The organism is Mycobacterium noviomagense, from assembly GCF_010731635.1.
GTDB classification, from domain to species: domain Bacteria; phylum Actinomycetota; class Actinomycetes; order Mycobacteriales; family Mycobacteriaceae; genus Mycobacterium; species Mycobacterium noviomagense.
The window spans coordinates 852703-871536 of sequence record NZ_AP022583.1 but is presented as its reverse complement, the minus strand read 5'-3'; the positions used below and the strand labels follow the sequence as shown (position 1 = coordinate 871536).

Sequence of the window (18834 nt, the reverse complement as noted above, 5' to 3'; positions counted from 1 at the left end):
ACACTATGACGCCAGTTGCAGGCCGTCGTAGCGTGGTGTGGTGACCGCACCGAATCATCTGCCCCGTACCGTCGGCGAATTGCGCGCCGCCGGGCATCGCGAACGAGGTGTCAAAGCCGAGATCCGGGAGAACTTGCTGGCACGCCTCGCCGAAGGCGCAGATGGCGAAGCTATCTGGCCGGGGATTCTGGGCTTCGACGACACGGTGTTACCACAGCTGGAACGGGCGTTGATCGCCGGTCACGACATCGTGCTGCTCGGCGAGCGCGGTCAGGGCAAGACCCGGCTGCTGCGGGCCCTGGTGGGCTTGCTCGACGAATGGACGCCGGTGATCGCCGGGGCGGAGCTGGGCGAACACCCCTATTCGCCCATCACTCCTGAGTCCATTCGGCGAGCGGCCGAACTGGGGGACGCCCTGCCGGTCGCCTGGAAACACCGCAGCGAGCGCTACACCGAAAAGCTCGCCACCCCCGATACCAGCGTCGCGGACCTGGTCGGCGACATCGACCCGATCAAGGTCGCCGAGGGCCGCACGCTGGGCGACCCGGAAACCATCGCCTACGGACTGATCCCGCGCGCACACCGCGGCATCGTCGCGGTCAACGAGCTACCCGACCTGGCCGAACGCATCCAGGTGTCGATGCTCAACGTCATGGAAGAACGCGACATCCAGGTCCGCGGATACACGTTGCGGCTGCCGCTGGACGTGCTGGTGGTCGCCAGCGCCAACCCCGAGGACTACACCAACCGCGGACGGATCATCACCCCGCTCAAAGACCGGTTCGGCGCCGAGATCCGTACCCACTACCCGCTCGAGCTGGAGGCGGAGATGGGCGTCGTCGTCCAGGAAGCTCACCTCAGCGCCCAGGTACCCGACCATCTGATCCAGATCCTCGCGCGGTTCGCGCGTTACCTGCGCGAGTCGAAGTCGGTCGACCAGCGCTCGGGGGTGTCGGCGCGGTTCGCGATCGCTGCCGCCGAGACAGTTGCGGCGGCTGCGCGGCATCGCGGCGCGGTGCTTGGCGAGACCGATCCGGTGGCCCGGGTGGTCGACCTCGGCACGATCATCGAGGTGCTGCGCGGCAAGCTGGAATTCGAATCCGGCGAAGAGGGCCGCGAGCAGGCTGTGCTCGAACACCTGCTGCGTCGGGCCACCGCCGACACCGCGTCCAGGGTGCTGGGCGGCATCGACGTCGGCTCCCTGGTCGCGGCGGTGGAGGGAGGTTCGGCGGTGACGACGGGCGAACGGGTGTCGGCCAAGAATGTGCTGGCTGCGCTGCCCGAGCTGCCCGTCATCGACAGCATCGCCAAGCGGCTGGGCGCCGAATCCGAGGGCGAACGCGCCGCGGCGCTGGAATTGGCTTTGGAGGCGCTGTATCTGGCCAAGCGTATCGACAAGGTGTCCGCAGAAGGCGAAACCATTTATGGCTGAACCTTTTAGAGCGCACCAACTACGGTATTCGGCGTACACCGGCGGGCCCGACCCCCTGGCTCCGCCGGTGGACCTGCGTGAGGCGCTCGAGCAGATCGGCCAAGACGTCATGGCCGGCACCTCGCCGCGACGGGCCCTGTCCGAATTGCTTAGGCGCGGCACCAAGAACTTGCCCGGAGCCGACCGGCTGGCGGCCGAGGCAAACCGGCGCCGACGGGAGTTGCTGCGCCGCAACAACTTAGACGGCACACTGCAGGAGATCAAAAAGCTGCTCGACGAGGCAGTGCTGGCCGAGCGCAAGGAACTGGCCCGTGCGATCGACGACGACGCCCGGTTCGGCGAGCTGCAACTGGAGTCGTTGTCGCCGTCGCCGGCCAAGGCGATCCAAGAACTGTCGGACTATAACTGGCGCAGCAACGAGGCCCGCGAAAAATACGAGCAGATCAAGGATCTGCTCGGACGCGAAATGCTCGACCAACGCTTCGCCGGGATGAAACGGGCGCTGGAAGGCGCCACCGACGAGGACCGTCGGCGGGTCACCGAGATGCTCGACGACCTCAATGAGCTGCTGGACAAGCATGCCCGCGGCCAGGACACGCAGCAAGATTTCGACAACTTCATGAACAAGCATGGCGAGTTCTTTCCGGAGAACCCGCGCAATGTCGAAGAACTGCTGGATTCACTGGCCAAGCGGGCCGCCGCCGCGCAGCGGTTCCGCAACAGCCTGAGCGCTGAGCAGCGCGCCGAGCTGGACGCGTTGGCGCAGCAGGCTTTTGGATCACCGGCGCTGATGCAGGCGTTGGAGCGGTTGGATGCACACCTGCAGGCAGCGCGTCCGGGGGAGGACTGGTACGGAAGCTCGGAGTTCTCCGGCGACAACCCCTTGGGCATGGGCGAGGGCGCCCAGGCGTTGGCCGACATCGCCGAGCTCGAACAACTGGCTGAGCAACTGTCGCAAAGCTATCCGGGCGCCACCATGGACGACGTCGATCTCGATGCCCTGGCCCGCCAGCTCGGTGACCAGGCCGCCATCGACGCGCAGACGCTCGCCGAGCTCGAGCGTGCGCTGCTCCACCAAGGCTTTCTCGATCGCGGTTCCGACGGGCAGTGGCGGCTCTCGCCGAAGGCGATGCGCAGGCTCGGTGAGACGGCGCTGCGCGATGTGGCCCAACAGCTTTCGGGGCGACGGGGCGAGCGCGACCATCGGCGTGCGGGCGCGGCCGGTGAGCTGACCGGCGCGACGCGGCCATGGCAGTTCGGTGACACCGAGCCGTGGAACGTCACCCGCACGCTGACCAACGCGGTGCTGCGACAGGCCGGGACGGCGACCGCTGAATGGCCCATCCGGATCACCGTTGACGACGTCGAAGTCTCCGAGACCGAAACCCGCACGCAGGCTGCGGTTGCGTTGTTGGTGGATACCTCGTTCTCCATGGTGATGGAAAACCGCTGGATTCCGATGAAGCGGACAGCCCTGGCGCTCAACCACCTGGTGAGTACTCGATTTCGTTCGGATGCCTTGCAGATTATCGCTTTCGGGCGCTACGCACGGACCATGACAGCCGCCGAGTTGATGGGTCTGGAGGGTGTCTACGAGCAGGGCACCAACCTGCACCACGCGCTGGCACTGGCTGGCCGACATCTGCGGCGACACCCTAACGCGCAGCCGGTTGTATTGGTGGTTACCGACGGTGAGCCAACGGCGCACCTGGAAGACTTCGACGGCGACGGCACGGCCGTATTTTTCGACTACCCACCGCATCCGCGGACCATTGCCCATACCGTGCGGGGATTCGACGACATGGCGCGACTCGGCGCGCAGGTAACGATTTTCAGGCTCGGCAGCGATCCCGGTTTGGCGCGGTTCATCGACCAGGTCGCGCGGCGGGTGGAAGGGCGCGTCGTCGTGCCGGATCTCGACGGGCTGGGCGCTGCGGTGGTCGGCGACTATCTGCGGTCTCGGCGGCGGCGACGGTAGGCTGGCTTAGCTTCTAGCACTTGCCAATTCGGATATCTTACTGGGATGACCGCAGAATTCTCATGTCATATGTGCGCGCGATGAGGCGACCATCAGCGCGCACAGTTGAGCTATTGGTCTGGAACATCATCGGCTATGTCCTGTACGCGGGCCTTCCTCCAGTGGGGATGTACGAGGTCAAGTTCTCCTCGTTGTTCCGCATGGCCACAGATGCGTGTTCTGACACGGGGTGCGACGCCAGCCACCACGTCTGGCCCGCAATGCTCACCGTATGGCTTGGGGTTCCCATCGTCTTGCTGTCGACACTGGTCGTCATGATTGTCCAGTCGTTTCGCGGCAAGGTTGTCGTCGGTTGGCCCTTGGCTGGGTTGGTGGCCTTCGGAATTGTCTTCGTTGTGGCCAGGGATGTCGTTTTGCACTGACGACCCAGGGGTGGCCGATCAGCTGCGGGCTTTGCGGTTCTTCCGCTTGATGCCGACGCCGCCCCACAGCGAGAAGCCGCGAATGGTCACTTTCGGAGCACCCGGTGTGCCTTCGCTGTTGACGTCGTGTTCGAAGCCGCCCATCACGCCGTGGCCGCGAATCTCGACGTTGACTTCGGGCGGCAGCAAGATGGTCTGGCCGCCCATGATCGAATATGCGTGGATGTCGACTTCGGTGGAGGTGAAGTCGGCATACCGCAGGTCGATGACACCGCCGCCCCACAACGCGAACGTGGTGAGTTTCTTCGGCACGGGCCATCGGCCGCGGCGTTCGAACGCGCCCATGATGGCCAGCAGCAGTGTGGACGGCGCTGGTTTGCACGCAGCACCGCGGTGAGGGACCACGGACGCATCGGGCAGGTCCGCTCGGAGCCGATCCAGTTCTTGGTACGTGGTCGCCGCATAGGCCTTGGTAAGCCGGTCCTCGTACTCGCTGAGCTGCAGCCGGCCCTGCGCCGCGGCATCGGTAAGCAACTGTGCTACCTGTATGCGATCGGTATCTGCAGCGCGCGACTCGTCCCGCACGTCGCGCTGGGCTTCTTTGCTCATCACTGCTGAGCCTACGTCGAAGAACTTCGGCCGCAAGGCGACTTAGCTAAACTGCGTCGCCAGCACTTAGAGCGACCCATCGCGGCGGGCGTTTCTGCAGGAAGGCCATCATTCCCTCGCGAGCTTCGTCGGTGACGAACAACCGCGCCGACTCGACGCTGAGCCGCTCGGCGTCGCGGTCAAATCCCTCCAGCACCGCGGCGGTGGTCAGTGCTTTCGATGCCGCCAATCCCTGCGGTGACCCGCGTCCCACTTCCGCAACAAGCGCTGCCACCGCGGCGTCGACGTCGTCAGCTGCCATGGTGATCAACCCGATAGCCGCCGCTTCGTCCGCGTCGAATTTCTCCCCGGTCAGGTAGTAACGCGCTGCCGCCCGGGCGGACATCTTCGGCAGCAGGGTGAGCGAAATGATGGCCGGTGCCACTCCGATGCGTGCTTCGGTCAGGGCGAAGCTGCTGTGCGGGCCGGCCACTGCGATATCGCAGGCACCGACCAAGCCGAACCCCCCGGCGCGGACGTGGCCGGTGATGGCGCCGATCACCGGCAGCGGCAAGTCGACGATCGCGCGCAGCAGCGCCGCCAATTCCCGGGCGCGCTCGGCGGCCATCTCGAACGGGTCGCCCCCGCTGGCTTCCGATAGATCCGCGCCCGCGCAGAAGGTGCCGCTAGTGTGGCCGAGCACCACCACGCGCACCCGCGGATCGGCGGCCGCGTCGCGCAGCCCGTGGTGCAGTTGGCTGACCAGTGTGCTGGAAAGCGCGTTGCGGTTATGCGGTGAGTCGAGCGTCAGCCGCGCAACATGTCCGTCGACGGCATACCGAACGAGTGTGTCCATCAGTAGGAGCGCGGCAGACCCAGCGATGTCTGCGCGATGAAGTTGAGCACCATTTCGCGGCTCACCGGCGCGATCCTCGACAGCCGCGACGCCGTCAACGCCGCCGCGATCCCGTATTCCTTGGTCAGCCCGTTTCCGCCCAACGACTGCACCGCTTGGTCGACGGCACGCGCAGACGCCTCGCCCGCGGCGTATTTCGCCATGTTGGCCGCCTCGGCGGCGCCCATGTCGTCGCCGGAGTCGTAGAGTGTCGCCGCCTTCTGCATCATCAGTTTGGCGAGTTCGATCTCAACGTAATTCTGCGCCAACGGATGCGAGAGCCCTTGGTGTGCACCGATCGGGGTGCCCCACACTTTGCGCGTCTTGACGTAGTCGGTGGCCTTGTTGAGGGCGAATCGTCCCATGCCGACCGCGCTGGCCGCGCCCATGATCCGCTCGGGGTTCAGTCCGGCGAACAGTTGCGCGATCGCGGCGTCTTCGGATCCGACGAGCGCGTCCGAAGGAAGCCGCACATCGTCGATGAAGACCTGGAACTGGCGTTCGGGACTGATCAGCTCCATTTCTATTGGGGTGTAGGTGAAGCCGGGAGCATCAGTGGGCACCACGAACAGCGCGGGCTTGAGCTGGCCGGTTTTGGCCTCTTCGGTGCGGCCCACCACCAGCACCGCCTGTGCTTGGTCGACGCCGGAGATGAAAACCTTTTGGCCGGAAAGAATCCAGTCACTGCCGTCGCGGCGGGCGGTGGTGGTGATCCGGTGCGAGTTGGAGCCGGCGTCGGGTTCGGTGATGGCGAACGCCATGGTGATCGACCCGTCGGCGATACCGGGCAGCCAGCGTTGTCTCTGCTCATCGGTGCCGAACTTGGAGATGATGGTGCCGTTAATGGCTGGTGACACCACCATCATCAACAGCCCGCAGCCGGCCGCCGACATTTCTTCCATCACCAGCGACAGCTCGTACATCCCTGCTCCGCCGCCGCCGTACCGTTCGGGAAGGTTCACCCCGAGGAAACCGAGTTTGCCTGCCTCGTTCCACAATTCGTCGGTGTGCTGATGCGCGCGCGCCTTTTCCAGGTAGTAGCCGGGCCCGTAGTTGGACACCAGCGCAGCGACCGCTTTGCGCAGCGCCTGGCGTTCCTCGTTTTCGATGAAACTGGTATCGGTCATGATTGTCCGTCTCCTTCTGCAAAGGTCTGGGAGGCGTCGACGCGGGCCAAGATGGCACCGACCTCGACTTGTTGGCCGGGGCTGACGTCGAGTTGTGCCAGCACACCGTCGGTCGGTGCGGTAATCGTGTGCTCCATCTTCATCGCTTCCAGCCAGACCAGTGGTTGGCCGGCGGTGACGGTGTCACCGACTTGGGCGCCGACCCGAATGACGTTGCCCGGCATCGGCGCTACTAGCGACCCTTGTTCGACCGCCGATCCCGGCTCTGGAAAGCGCGGCAGTGCCACTAGGCGTACGGAGCCGTGCGGTGAGTCGACGTAGATGTCGTCGCCGTATCGGGCGACGTTGAATCGGCAGGCCACGCCGTCACCGTCGGCTAAGACGACCTCGTCGGCGGTATGGGACACCAGGTGCACCGCTTCGTCGTCGGGCAGTTCCAAACCGTTTCGCGTGAAGCGGTATTGGATGCGATACTCGTCGCCGCTGTCGTCGCGGAAGTTTTTGACCTGATAGCCCGACGCCAGGTTGCGCCAGCCGCTGGGGACCGACCCGAACACGACGGCGGTCGCGCGGTTGCGCGCGGCGTCGGCAAGCGCCGCCGCGATCGCGGACAACCGCACTGCCGCTGCGTCGCACAGCGCTGCGGCCAGCTCGGCCAGCCCGTGGGTGTCGAAAAATGCGGTGTCCGTGGCTCCGTCGAGAAAAGCCGGATGCCGCAGCACGTTGACCAGCAGATCGCGGTTGGTGCGTACCCCGTGCAAGCGGGCGCGGGCCACTGCGTCGGCCAGCACCCTCGCCGACTGCTGGCGGGTCGGGGCGTAGGAGATGACTTTGGCCAGCATCGGGTCGTAGTGGATGGACACGGTCGACCCGTCGACAATGCCCGAGTCCAGCCTGATCCCAATGCGCCGGCCGAGGCTGTCGAACTGCGCCCGCACACCGGGCACGTCGATCGTGTGCACAAGACCGGCCTGCGGCTGCCAGCCCCGTCCCGGATCTTCCGCGTAGAGACGTGCCTCGATCGAATAACCTTGCGACGCAGGGGGATCCGGATCCAGCCGGGCGCCGTCCGCCACCGCCAGCTGTAGTTCGACGAGATCGACTCCTGTCGTCTCCTCGGTGACGGGATGTTCGACCTGCAGGCGGGTGTTCATCTCCAAGAAGTAGAACTCGCCGTCGTCGTCGGCGAGGAACTCCACCGTCCCGGCGCCGCTGTAGCCGATCGCGGCGGCGGCCAGCCGGGCGGCGTCGAACAGCTTGGCCCGCATCCCTGGGGTGCGCTCGACCAACGGGGACGGGGCCTCTTCGATGATCTTCTGGTGCCGGCGCTGGATGGAGCATTCTCGTTCTCCGACCGCCCATACCGTGCCGTGGGTGTCGGCGAGCACCTGGACCTCGACATGGTGCCCGGTAGGCAGGTAGCGCTCGCAGAACACCGTCGGATCGCCGAACGCGGATTGCGCTTCGCGCTGGGCCGCGGCCACTTCGCGTGGCAGAGCCGACAAGTCGTGCACGACGCGCATCCCGCGGCCGCCGCCACCCGCCGAGGCCTTGACCAACACCGGCAACTGTTCCTCCGTGACGGCGGCGGGGTCGAGTTCAGCCAGCACCGGCACTCCCGCGGCGGCCATCAGCTTCTTGGCTTCGATCTTCGAGCCCATCGCTCGCACCGCTGCCACCGGCGGCCCGACCCAGGTCAGGCCCGCGTCGAGCACTGCTGCCGCGAAATCGGCGTTCTCGGAGAGGAATCCGTAGCCAGGATGCACGGCGTCGGCGCCGGCGGCGCGGGCGGCGTTGATCAGCGCTTCGATGTTGAGGTAGTCGCTGACCTGCGGAAGCCGCACGCGCAGATCGGCTTCGGCGACGTGACGGGCCGCCGCGTCTGGTTCGGTGTAGACGGCGACGGTGCTCAGGCCGAGCCGCCGGCAGGTCGCAAACACCCGGCGGGCGATCTCGCCGCGGTTGGCCACCAAAACTCGAGTGATTCCCATCGCCATCACATCCGGAAGACGCCGAAGTTCGAGGTGCCCTGGATTGGGGCGTTGGCGATGGCGGACAAGCACATTCCCAGCACCGTTCGGGTGTCGCGCGGGTCGATGACGCCGTCGTCGTAGAGCATCCCGGACAGGACCAAAGGAAGCGACTCCGCTTCGATCTGGCCCTCGACAGCCGCCCGCATCGCGGCGTCGGCCTCTTCGTCGACTTGCTGCCCGCGGGCTTCAGCGGCGGCTCGGCTGACGATAGACAGCACTCCTGCCAGTTGGGCGCCGCCCATCACCGCCGACTTGGCGGACGGCCAGGCGAACAAGAACCGTGGGTCATAGGCGCGCCCGCACATGCCGTAATGGCCTGCGCCGTAGGACGCGCCAATCAGCAGCGAAATGTGCGGCACCGTGGAATTCGAGACGGCGTTGATCATCATCGATCCGTGCTTGATCATCCCGCCCTCTTCGTACTCCTTGCCGACCATGTAGCCGGTCGTGTTGTGCAAGAACAACAATGGCGTGTTGGAGCGGTTGGCCAGCTGGATGAACTGGGTGGCTTTTTGCGATTCCTCGCTGAACAACACCCCGCGAGCGTTGGCCAAAATGCCCAGCGGATAGCCGTGCAGCCGTGCCCAGCCGGTGACCAGCGACGAGCCGTACAGCGGCTTGAACTCGTCGAATTCGGAGCCGTCGACGATCCGGGCGATCACTTCGCGAGGGTCGAAGGGGATGCGCAGATCGGAGGGAACGATGCCGATCAGCTCTTCGGCGTCGTACAGCGGCTCGGCCACCGGGCCGGGTGGGGGGCCGAGTTTCCTCCAGTTCAGCCGCGCCACGATGCGGCGGCCGATGCGGATCGCGTCGAGTTCGTCGACGGCGAAGTAGTCGGCCAACCCCGAGATGCGGGCGTGCATTTCGGCGCCGCCCAACGATTCGTCGTCGGATTCCTCCCCGGTGGCCATCTTCACCAGGGGCGGGCCGGCCAGAAACACCTTCGAGCGTTCTTTGATCATCACCACGTGATCGGACATGCCAGGGATGTACGCTCCGCCCGCAGTGGAGTTGCCGAACACCAACGCAATCGTGGGGATTCCGGCAGCCGAGAGGCGGGTCAGGTCGCGGAACATCCGGCCGCCGGGGATGAATATTTCCTTCTGGGTGGGCAAGTCCGCGCCGCCGGACTCCACCAGGGAAATCACCGGAAGACGGTTTTCGAAGGCGATCTGATTGGTCCGCAGGATCTTTCGCAGCGTCCACGGGTTACTGGTGCCGCCCTTGACGGTTGGATCGTTGGCGACGATCAAGCACTCCACACCCGACACCGCGCCGATGCCCGCGACCACGCTGGCGCCGACCGTGAACGCGGTGCCGTACGCCGCCAGCGGGCTCAACTCGAGGAACGGCGAGTCCGCGTCGACGAGCAACTCGATGCGTTCCCGGGCAGTCAGCTTGCCGCGGGCATGATGGCGCTCAACATACTTCGGTCCGCCACCGGCGAGCGCCTTGGCCAGCTCGCCGTCGATCTCGTCAAGCTTGGTGGTCAACGCAGACGCCGCCTCAGCGTACGCGGCGGAGGTGGGGTCAAGCACCGACTGCAAGACGCTCATGATCTGTATCCAAGCGTCTTGGCGGCCAGCGCGGTCAGGATTTCCGTTGTGCCACCGCCGATACCGATGATCCGCATGTCGCGATATTGGCGTTCGACTTCCGATTCGGCCATGTAGCCCATGCCGCCGAATAGCTGAACCGCTTGGTGGGCAACCCATTCGCCGGCTTCCACCGCGGTGTTCTTGGCGAAACACACTTGCGCGATCAGGTTCGTTTCGCCCGAAAGTTGGCGCTCCACGACGTTGTGCGCATAGACGCGGGCGACGTCGATTCGCCGGGCCATCTCGGCGAGCGTGTTCTGCACGGCCTGCCGCGAGATCAGCGGCCGGCCGAACGTCTCCCGGTCGCGGCACCACTGCGCTGTGATGTCCAGGCAGCGCTGCGCACTCGAATACGCTTGCGCGGCAAGCCCGATGCGTTCAGCAACGAACGCCTGCGCGATCTGGGCAAAGCCGCTGTTTTCGGCGCCGACCAAATTCGCTGCCGGCACTCGCGCCTCGGTGTATGACAACTCCGCGGTATCCGAGGAGCGCCAACCCATCTTGTCCAGCTTGCGGGTGACCTCGAACCCTGGCGTGCCCTTCTCGACCACCAACAGCGACACACCGGCGGCGCCGGGGCCACCGGTGCGCACCGCGGTGACGACGTAGTCGGCGCGCACCCCGGAGGTGATGTAGGTTTTCGCGCCGTTGACCACGTAGTGGTCGCCATCCCGGACGGCGGTGGTACGCAGATGTCCGACGTCCGAGCCGCCGCCCGGCTCGGTGATGGCCAGCGCGCCGATCTTCTCGCCGGCCAGCGTCGGGCGCACGAACTCCTCGATGAGCCGCTGATCACCGGAGGCCGCCATGTGCGGCACCGCGATCCCGCAGGTGAACAGCGACGCGAACACCCCGCCGGGCACGCCGGCCTCGTGCAGTTCCTCGCAAATGATCACCGAGTCGGCGCCGTCGCCGCCTCCACCGCCGACCGTCTCGGGGAAGCCCGCGCCGAGCAGACCAGCAGCGCCGGCGCGCCGGTGCAGCTCGCGCGGCAGCTCACCGATGCGCTCCCACTCCCCGACGTGCGGGAGGATCTCCCGTTCGGCGAACGAGCGGACCGTCTTGCGCAGCTGGTCGCGTTCCGATGTGGTCCAAATGCTCACGGCAGCAGCCTTTCCGGAATGTCGACGTGGCGGCTTCGCAGCCATTCGCCCAACCCCTTGGCCTGTGGGTCGAATCGCGCCTGATACGCCACGCCCTGGCCCAGGATCTCGTCGATGACGAAGTTCACCGCGCGCAGATTGGGCAACACATGCCGGGTGACCGGCAGGTCAGCAGTCTCGGGCAGCAATTCGCACAGCTTCTCGACAGTCAGCGTGTTGGCCAGCCAGCGCCACTGCTCGTCGGTGCGCACCCATACTCCGACGTTGGCCGACCCGCCCTTGTCGCCGCTGCGGGCGCCGGCAATCACGCCCAGTGGTAGCCGCCGGCTCGGCCCGGCCGGCAGCGGCTCGGGCAGCGGCGGCTCATCGGCCGGCGCCAGTTCCAAAGTCTCGGTGGCGCAAGGGATGTAAGTCCCGGCCCCGTCGGCATGGACGGCGACGTGGGCTACTTTGGCAGCGTCAACGTAGCCGGCAGTGAACACGCCGTAGACCTGTCCGTCGCCGGGCGGGGCGGTGACCGTGAAGCCCGGGTAACTGGCCAGCGCGAGCTCGACTGCCGCAGAAGAGAATTGGCGGCCAACGTTCGCCGGGTCGGGATCACGGACCACGCAGTGCAGCAGCGCGCTGGCTGCCTCTTCGGTGTCGGCGTCGACATGGTCGGTGCGGGCCAGGGTCCACTCGAGTTCGGCGGGTTTGACGGTCAGGCTGGATTCCAGCTGCCGTCGCACCAGCTCGGCTTTGGCTTCGATGTCCAATCCGGTCAGCACGAACGTCATCGAGTTGCGGAACCCGCCGATGCTGTTCAGCGACACCTTCAGCGTCGGCGGCGGCGGCTCGCCGACCACGCCGCTGATCCGCACCCGGTCCGGGCCGTCGGCGGACAGCTCGATGCTGTCCATCCGCGCAGTGACGTCGGGGTTGGCGTAGCGGGCGCCGGTGATCTCGTAGAGCAGCTGCGCGGTGACGGTGTCGACGCTGACCTGGCCGCCCGTGCCGGGATGCTTGGTGATCACCGACGAGCCGTCGGCGTGGATTTCGGCCAGCGGGAACCCGGCGTAGGTCAGATCGGGGATCTCGGTGAAGAACGCATAGTTGCCGCCGCTGGCCTGAACACCGCATTCGATGACGTGACCGGCCACCACCGCGCCGGCCAGCTGGTCGTAGTCGGTGCGGCCCCACCCGAAGTGCGCGGCCGCCGGCCCGACGATCACTGAGGCGTCGGTCACCCGCCCGGTGACGACGACGTCGGCGCCGGAATTGAGGCAGTCGACAATGCCCCATGCGCCCAGGTAGGCGTTGGCGGTCAGCGGGGTGCCCAGCCCGAGCTCGTCGGCGCGGGGCAGCAGGTCGTCGCCTTCGACATGCGCCACCTGCACGGATAGACCCAGATGCTTGGCCAGCCCGCGCGCCGCATCGGCCAGGCCGGCCGGATTCAGGCCGCCGGCGTTGGCGACAATGCGCACCCCGCGATCGTGGGCCAGCCCGAGGCATTCCTCCAGCTGGGCCAAAAACGTCTTGGCGTAGCCGCGCTCGGGGTGCTTCATCTTGTCCCGGCCGAGAATCAACATGGTCAGCTCAGCCAGGTAGTCACCGGTGACGTAGTCGAGCTCGCCGTCGGTGAGCATCTCGCGCATCGCGGAGAGCCGGTCACCGTAGAAACCCGAACAGTTCCCGATTCGGACCGCAGGGCTCATTGGCGCCGCTCCTCCTCATCGCTCCGCCGGGCCGGCCGCCAGACGCACCAACCAACCGGTAGGTTAGCGGGTACCGCGGGTGCCACGTCAAGGATGCTCCTTTCGGGCAGGCGGCGTCGCCGGCGGGGCAGTTTTGGCGCTCACCAGGACAGCGACTATCGTGGACCGCAAATATCGCCATCTGCCGAAGAGCCGTTTTCATGGCGATACCCCAGCATTTGAGGAGTAAGGCCCGATCATGGCTGTGCCCAAGCGCAGGATGTCGCGCGCGAACACCCGCAGTCGGCGCGCGAACTGGAAGGCTGCCCGCCCCGAACTTGTCACCGTCACCGTGGCCGGCCGGCAGCACAAGGTGCCGCGCCGGCTGCTCAAGGCCGCTCGCCTCGGTCTCATCGATTTCGACCGTCGCTAGCCCACCGCGGGTCCCACCCGCCGCGCGCTTCTCAGGTCGCTCTCAGGCGATTGGATGACACTGGTGGCCGTGCGAATCCTTGTGGTCGATGACGATCGCGCCGTGCGCGAGTCGCTGCGCCGGTCGCTTTCGTTCAACGGCTACTCGGTGGCGCTGGCTTCCGACGGTGTCGAAGCGCTCGACATGATCGCCAGTGACCGCCCCGACGCACTGGTGCTGGACGTGATGATGCCGCGGCTGGATGGCTTGGAAGTGTGCCGCCAGCTCCGTAGTACCGGCGACGATCTGCCGATACTGGTGCTGACCGCGCGAGACGCGATCTCCGAGCGGGTGGCCGGCCTCGACGCCGGCGCAGACGACTATCTGCCCAAGCCGTTCGCGCTCGAAGAACTGTTGGCCCGGATGCGGGCTTTGTTGCGCCGCACCAAGCCTGACGACGCAGCCGAGTCGGTGGCGATGACGTTTTCTGACCTGACGCTGGATCCGGTGACTCGCGAAGTCACGCGCGGGCAACGTCAGATCAGTTTGACCCGTACCGAATTCGCGCTGCTGGAGATGCTGATCGCCAATCCGCGACGAGTGTTGACCCGCAGCCGCATTCTCGAGGAGGTGTGGGGATTCGACTTCCCGACCTCGGGTAACGCGTTGGAAGTCTACGTCGGGTATTTGCGTCGCAAGACCGAAGCCGAGGGAGAGCCGCGGCTGATCCACACCGTGCGCGGCGTGGGCTACGTGCTGCGCGAAACGCCACCCTGATGTCCCTGTTCCGCCGCCGGCGCCGAGCTCCGCTGCGAGCCACCACCTCGTTGTCGTTGCGGTGGCGGGTGATGCTTTTGGCGATGTCGATGGTGGCGATGGTGGTCGTGTTGATGGCAGCCGCTGTGTACGCGGTGATTTCGGCGGCGGCTTACAAGGAGATCGACAACCAGCTGCAAAGCCGGGCGCAGATGCTGATCGCCAGTGGATCACTTGCGGCTGATCCGGCGAAAGCCATTGAGGGCACAGCTTATTCGGATGTCAATGCGATGCTGGTGAACCCGGGTCGGTCGGTGTACACCGCGCACCAGGAGGGCCAGACGCTCCCTGTCGGAGGGCCGGAGAAGGCGGTGATCCGCGGTGATTTGTTCATGTCGCGGCGCACGGCTGGCGACCAGCGGGTGTTGGCGATCCATCTGCCCAACGGCAGTTCGCTGCTGATCTCCAAGAGCCTGGCGCCGACCGACGCGGTGATGACGAAACTGCGGTGGGTGCTGCTGCTCGTCGGCGGTCTCGGTGTTGCGGTTGCCGCGGTTGCCGGAGCGATGGTCACTCGGGCCGGGCTGCGCCCGGTGGCCCGGCTGACCGAAGCGGCCGAGCGGGTGGCCCGTACCGACGACCTACGGCCCATCCCGGTGTTCGGCAGCGACGAATTGGCAAGGCTCACAGAAGCATTCAACTTGATGTTGCGAGCACTGGCCGAGTCCCGAGAACGGCAGGCGCGCCTTGTCACCGACGCCGGGCATGAACTGCGCACCCCACTGACGTCGCTGCGCACAAACGTCGAGCTGTTGATGGCCTCGATGGAACCCGGAGCACCGCCGCTGCCGGAGCAGGAAATGGTCGATCTGCGTGCCGATGTGCTGGCCCAGATCGAGGAATTATCAACCCTGGTAGGGGATTTGGTAGACCTCACCCGATACGATGCGGGCGAAGTCGTGCACGAGCCGGTCGACATGTCCGAGGTTATCGATCGCTGCCTGGAGCGAGTCCGTCGGCGCCGCAACGACATCCAATTCGACGTCGAGGTAATTCCGTGGCAGGTGTACGGCGATTCCGGTGGTTTGTCGCGCGCGGTGCTGAATCTGTTGGATAACGCGGCCAAATGGAGTCCGCCCGGTGGGCGGGTCGGCGTGAAGATGCGACAGCTCGACTCCGCCTACGCCGAGCTCGTGGTGTCCGACAACGGCCCGGGCATCCCGGCACATGAGCGCAATCTGGTGTTCGAGCGGTTCTTCCGCTCGGCATCGGCACGGTCGATGCCCGGTTCCGGTCTGGGGCTGGCAATCGTCAAGCAAGTGGTGCTTAAACACGGTGGCGCACTACGCGTGGAAGACACCGTGCCAGGCGCTCAGCCCCCGGGCACCTCCATGTTCGTGTTGCTTCCCGGGCGTCCGATACCCGGTGCCACCTATTCGGCACCTGCGGCCGATGCTGCCCACACCGCAAACTCGGAAAACTCTCCAGGTTCCGCGAACGTTGTCTCAGTGGATTCTCAGTCCACGCGGGCAAGGTAGTTGCGGCTACTGTTGAGTACGACGCCACCTCCAAGAAAGAGCAACCCAGCGACATGACGAATCACCCGAGGTATTCGCCACCGCCGCAGCAGCCGGGATACCGTCCGACGCCCAACCAGCCGACGGCGCCCGGTTATGCCGGCCAAGGCCAGCAGTACGACTGGCGCTACCCGCAGCAACCTGGCTACCGGCAGCCGTACGGGCCGTTTGGCGGTGCTGGGCAAGGCCCCGCAGTCGGTGCGCCGCCACCGGCGTACGGTGGTGTGGGCCAAAAACGTTCTCGCGCAGGGCTGTTGGCGGTTGGTGCGCTGGCGATCGCGGTGGTGTCGGCTGGCATCGGCGGCGGAGTTGCGTCGGTTGTCGAGCAGGGCCGGCAGCCGGCAGGCAGCGCAGCCGGCGGGATCGGGGGCGGCGCCGCTCCCAGCGTGCCCGCTGCCAACGCGCCGGCGGGCACGGTCGAGCAGGTCGCCGCCAAGGTGGTTCCGAGCGTGGTCATGCTGGAGACGGACCTGGGCCGGCAGTCCGAGGAGGGCTCCGGCATCGTTTTGTCTCCCGACGGGACGATCCTGACGAACAACCATGTCGTCGCCGCAGCTGCCAAGGGTGCGCGCGACGGCGCACCGCCTGGCGGACCGCCCGGCGCACCGCCCGGCGCGCTGAAAACCACCGTGACCTTTTCTGACGGCCGCACCGCGCCGTTCACGGTTGTCGGAAGCGACCCGACCAGTGACATTGCCGTGGTTCGCGTTCAGGGCATGTCCGGGCTGAAACCGATCACGCTCGGATCCTCGGCGAACCTGCGCGTCGGTCAGCCCGTGGTGGCGGTCGGCTCGCCGCTGGGACTAGAGGGCACGGTGACGACAGGCATTGTCAGCGCGCTCAACCGGCCGGTGTCGACCACCGGGGAGTCGGCCAATCAGAACACCGTGCTCGACGCCATCCAGACTGACGCCGCGATCAACCCCGGCAACTCCGGTGGCGCGTTGGTCAACATGAACGGCGATCTGATCGGCGTCAACTCGGCAATTGCGACACTCGGCGCTGACTCCGCCGACGCGCAGAGCGGCTCGATCGGGCTGGGCTTCGCCATTCCGATCGATCAGGCCAAGCGCATTGCCGATGAGCTGATCAGCAGCGGCACCGCGACGCATGCCTCGCTCGGTGTGCAGGTGACCAGCGACAAGGACACGCCAGGCGCCAAGGTGGTCGATGTGGTGCCCGACGGAGCCGCGGCCAGCGCCGGCCTACCGAAGGGGGTCACTGTCACCAAGGTCGACGACCGTCCGATCAACAGCGCCGATGCGCTCGTCGCTGCCATTCGGTCGAAGGCGCCGGGCGACAAGGTGACCCTGACCTACCAGGACCCCGGCGGTAAGCGGACCGTGCAGGTAACGCTCGGTAAGGCGGAACAGTGATGATGAGAGTCGCCGGTTCGCCGTCAGACCCCAGATATACGGTGGCAACTATGGAACAGCGTGCGGACATCGTCGGCAGGGCACTGGTCGTGGTGGTCGACGACCGCACCGCGCACGGCGACGAGGACCACAGCGGACCGCTCGTCACCGAATTGCTCAACGAGGCAGGGTTCGTCGTCGACGGAGTAGTGGCCGTCGCAGCCGATGAGGTGGAGATCCGCAACGCGTTGAACACCGCGGTGATCGGCGGTGTTGACCTGGTGGTGTCGGTCGGAGGCACCGGTGTCACACCTCGCGACGTCACCCCGGAAGCCACCCGCGACATTCTCGACCGGGAGATCCTCGGCATCGCCGAAGCTATCCGCGCATCGGCGTTGTCGGCCGGCATCGTCGACGCCGGGTTGTCCCGCGGTCTGGCCGGGATATCGGGCAGCACGCTGGTGGTCAACCTTGCCGGTTCGCGCTATGCGGTGCGCGACGGAATGGCCACGCTCAACCCGCTGGCGGCGCAGATCATCGGCGAACTCTCGAGCTTGGAGATCTAGCTCCGGCTCTCAGCGCCTCTCCGCGGGCGCCGATATCACGGCGCGGTCAAGCCTGCGTCACTAATTGCGGTGAACACGCGTAATTGCGCGCGTGGGGACATACCGTTCTTCGGGGCGGCGTCGCGTCGTCCTGGCCATTCGTCCTGGTGGGAGGTGTCGCGTGTTAAAGGGATTCAGGGATTTTGTGATGCGCGAGGACGTGATCACGGTAGCCGTCGGCCTGGTGGTCGCCCTGGCGTTTTCGAACCTGGTCAAGGCCTTCACCGACAGCGTGATCAACCCGCTGGTCGCAGCCGCGCAGCCGCACGCCACGTTCGGGTTGGGCTGGCAGCTAGGCAAGGCCGGCAACAAGGCGACCTTCCTCGACATGGGGGCGTTCATCTCCGCGATCATCTACTTCCTCGTCTTCATGGGGGTCGTGTACTTCGTGATCGTCGTGCCCTATCGGCACATTCAGAAACGCCGCGGGGTCACGGTCTTCGGCGAGGAGCCGGCGACCAAGGCATGCGCGCAATGCATGTCCGACATCCCTGAGGCCGCCAAGAAGTGCAAGTACTGTGCCAGCGAACAGCCGGCGCCGAGCGGCGGCCAAACGCTCAGTGCAGGGTGAGCGTCACCGTCTGAACCAGCGCGGCGCCGGCCACCGCGTGCGCGGTGCGGGCCGGTAAGGCAACGAGGACGACTCGATCGTCATTGCCGCTCTGCACCTTGGGTTTTGGGGACACGAGAACCACGATGGCATCGGTTGCCACGACGCGCGGAGCGTCCTTCGAGTCTTTGTCAGAGGCCGCCAAGATGTCGACGACGTCGCCGGGGCGGACCAGGTCGATCAGCGCGGGATCCGCCGGGTGCAGCGGCACGATCCGCGCACCCTGACCGGCCGCCGATTCGGCTAACCGGCTGCCGAGTAACCGGACATCGGTGAGTACCTCGCCACGCCGTGTCGGCCCGGCCAGTGTCAAACCGACCACACCCCCCAACTCGGCCTGCGATCCATCGGGAATGGTTGCGGTGAGCCGCTTTTCGAGCCGGACGTCATCGGCGGCCAACGCGACGCCTGGGCTGAGGTCGCGTGCGGCGACCACGACGTCCCTACGGTCACCGTCGGGGTTCGAGCGCACGGCCGCGATGCCGGCCAGCACGACGAGCGCGGCAGCGGCAACGCGGCGAGCCAAGACAGTGCGGGTCCAGTCAGGACGCAGCGCCTGCGTGATCTGGGTCAGCAGCGATGGGTTCAACGGCTCCCGCATGCCGCAACGCTAGGCGCGGCATAAGGACGGGGCCGCCGGTCGCGGCCCCTCCTTGTGGATAACCGC

General features: G+C 66.3%; 17 protein-coding genes. 9 read left to right on the top strand and 8 right to left on the bottom strand.

Features of this window, described 5'->3' with window-relative positions; translation table 11 throughout:
- Positions 1-37: 37 nt before the first annotated feature.
- The 3 genes from G6N15_RS03890 (at position 38) to G6N15_RS03880 (ending at position 3832) form a co-directional block, all read left to right on the top strand.
- On the top strand, positions 38-1432 hold the full coding sequence (locus tag G6N15_RS03890) for a sigma 54-interacting transcriptional regulator (RefSeq protein WP_083087206.1): 1395 nt from the start codon (positions 38-40) through the stop codon (positions 1430-1432).
- Entirely contained in the window at positions 1425-3410 is a 1986-nt protein-coding gene (locus tag G6N15_RS03885; protein ID WP_083087207.1) for a VWA domain-containing protein, read from the top strand. Before G6N15_RS03890 ends, G6N15_RS03885 begins: the two co-directional genes overlap by 8 nt.
- An 80-nt stretch (positions 3411-3490) precedes the next feature.
- A complete protein-coding gene (locus tag G6N15_RS03880; protein WP_083087250.1) occupies positions 3491-3832 on the top strand; it encodes a hypothetical protein in 342 nt (113 codons plus the stop codon).
- Between the two features lie 18 nt (positions 3833-3850).
- On the opposite strand, the gene G6N15_RS03875 is transcribed toward G6N15_RS03880, so the two are convergent.
- From G6N15_RS03875 to G6N15_RS03845, 7 genes are read right to left on the bottom strand one after another with little or no spacing between them, the layout of a single operon-like run.
- Positions 3851-4441, bottom strand: a complete 591-nt coding sequence (locus tag G6N15_RS03875) for a DUF1707 SHOCT-like domain-containing protein (RefSeq protein WP_083087208.1) — start codon at positions 4439-4441, stop codon at positions 3851-3853.
- Between the two features lie 46 nt (positions 4442-4487).
- Complete coding sequence (locus tag G6N15_RS03870) at positions 4488-5276, bottom strand: enoyl-CoA hydratase family protein (protein WP_083087209.1); 789 nt, start codon at positions 5274-5276, stop codon at positions 4488-4490.
- Positions 5276-6442 carry an acyl-CoA dehydrogenase family protein gene (locus G6N15_RS03865; protein WP_083087210.1) on the bottom strand — a complete coding sequence of 389 codons (1167 nt, stop codon included), beginning with the start codon at positions 6440-6442 and terminating at the stop codon, positions 5276-5278. Before G6N15_RS03865 ends, G6N15_RS03870 begins: the two co-directional genes overlap by 1 nt.
- Positions 6439-8433, bottom strand: a complete 1995-nt coding sequence (locus G6N15_RS03860) for an acetyl/propionyl/methylcrotonyl-CoA carboxylase subunit alpha (protein WP_083087251.1) — start codon at positions 8431-8433, stop codon at positions 6439-6441. The genes G6N15_RS03865 and G6N15_RS03860 overlap by 4 nt, the downstream gene beginning before the upstream one ends.
- Before the next feature lie 5 nt (positions 8434-8438).
- Positions 8439-10034: an acyl-CoA carboxylase subunit beta gene (locus G6N15_RS03855; protein WP_083087211.1), complete on the bottom strand. Its 1596-nt coding sequence runs from the start codon at positions 10032-10034 to the stop codon at positions 8439-8441.
- Positions 10031-11179, bottom strand: a complete 1149-nt coding sequence (locus G6N15_RS03850) for an acyl-CoA dehydrogenase family protein (protein WP_083087212.1) — start codon at positions 11177-11179, stop codon at positions 10031-10033. Before G6N15_RS03850 ends, G6N15_RS03855 begins: the two co-directional genes overlap by 4 nt.
- Positions 11176-12873, bottom strand: coding sequence for an acyclic terpene utilization AtuA family protein (locus tag G6N15_RS03845; RefSeq protein ID WP_083087213.1), 1698 nt, complete (start codon positions 12871-12873; stop codon positions 11176-11178). Before G6N15_RS03845 ends, G6N15_RS03850 begins: the two co-directional genes overlap by 4 nt.
- 238 nt (positions 12874-13111) lie before the next feature.
- Between G6N15_RS03845 and rpmF the strand changes: the two genes are divergently transcribed.
- The 6 genes from rpmF to G6N15_RS03815 all read left to right on the top strand — a co-directional run bounded on the left by rpmF (position 13112) and on the right by G6N15_RS03815 (position 18128).
- Complete coding sequence (gene rpmF, locus G6N15_RS03840) at positions 13112-13285, top strand: 50S ribosomal protein L32 (RefSeq protein ID WP_083087214.1); 174 nt, start codon at positions 13112-13114, stop codon at positions 13283-13285.
- A gap of 69 nt (positions 13286-13354) precedes the next feature.
- Positions 13355-14041, top strand: a complete 687-nt coding sequence (gene mprA / locus G6N15_RS03835) for a two-component system response regulator MprA (RefSeq protein WP_083087252.1) — start codon at positions 13355-13357, stop codon at positions 14039-14041.
- Positions 14041-15558 carry a HAMP domain-containing sensor histidine kinase gene (locus G6N15_RS03830; RefSeq protein ID WP_083087215.1) on the top strand — a complete coding sequence of 506 codons (1518 nt, stop codon included), beginning with the start codon at positions 14041-14043 and terminating at the stop codon, positions 15556-15558. The genes mprA and G6N15_RS03830 overlap by 1 nt, the downstream gene beginning before the upstream one ends.
- 53 nt (positions 15559-15611) lie before the next feature.
- Positions 15612-16973, top strand: coding sequence for a trypsin-like peptidase domain-containing protein (locus G6N15_RS03825; RefSeq protein WP_083087216.1), 1362 nt, complete (start codon positions 15612-15614; stop codon positions 16971-16973).
- A gap of 2 nt (positions 16974-16975) precedes the next feature.
- Complete coding sequence (locus G6N15_RS03820; protein WP_083087217.1) at positions 16976-17518, top strand: MogA/MoaB family molybdenum cofactor biosynthesis protein; 543 nt, start codon at positions 16976-16978, stop codon at positions 17516-17518.
- A 160-nt stretch (positions 17519-17678) separates the two neighbouring features.
- A complete protein-coding gene (locus G6N15_RS03815) occupies positions 17679-18128 on the top strand; it encodes a large conductance mechanosensitive channel protein MscL (protein ID WP_083087218.1) in 450 nt (149 codons plus the stop codon).
- Here G6N15_RS03815 and G6N15_RS03810 read toward each other — a convergent pair.
- Entirely contained in the window at positions 18115-18768 is a 654-nt protein-coding gene (locus G6N15_RS03810; protein ID WP_083087219.1) for an SAF domain-containing protein, read from the bottom strand. The two genes, G6N15_RS03815 and G6N15_RS03810, sit on opposite strands and share 14 nt — an antisense overlap.
- Between the last annotated feature and the right edge of the window lie 66 nt (positions 18769-18834).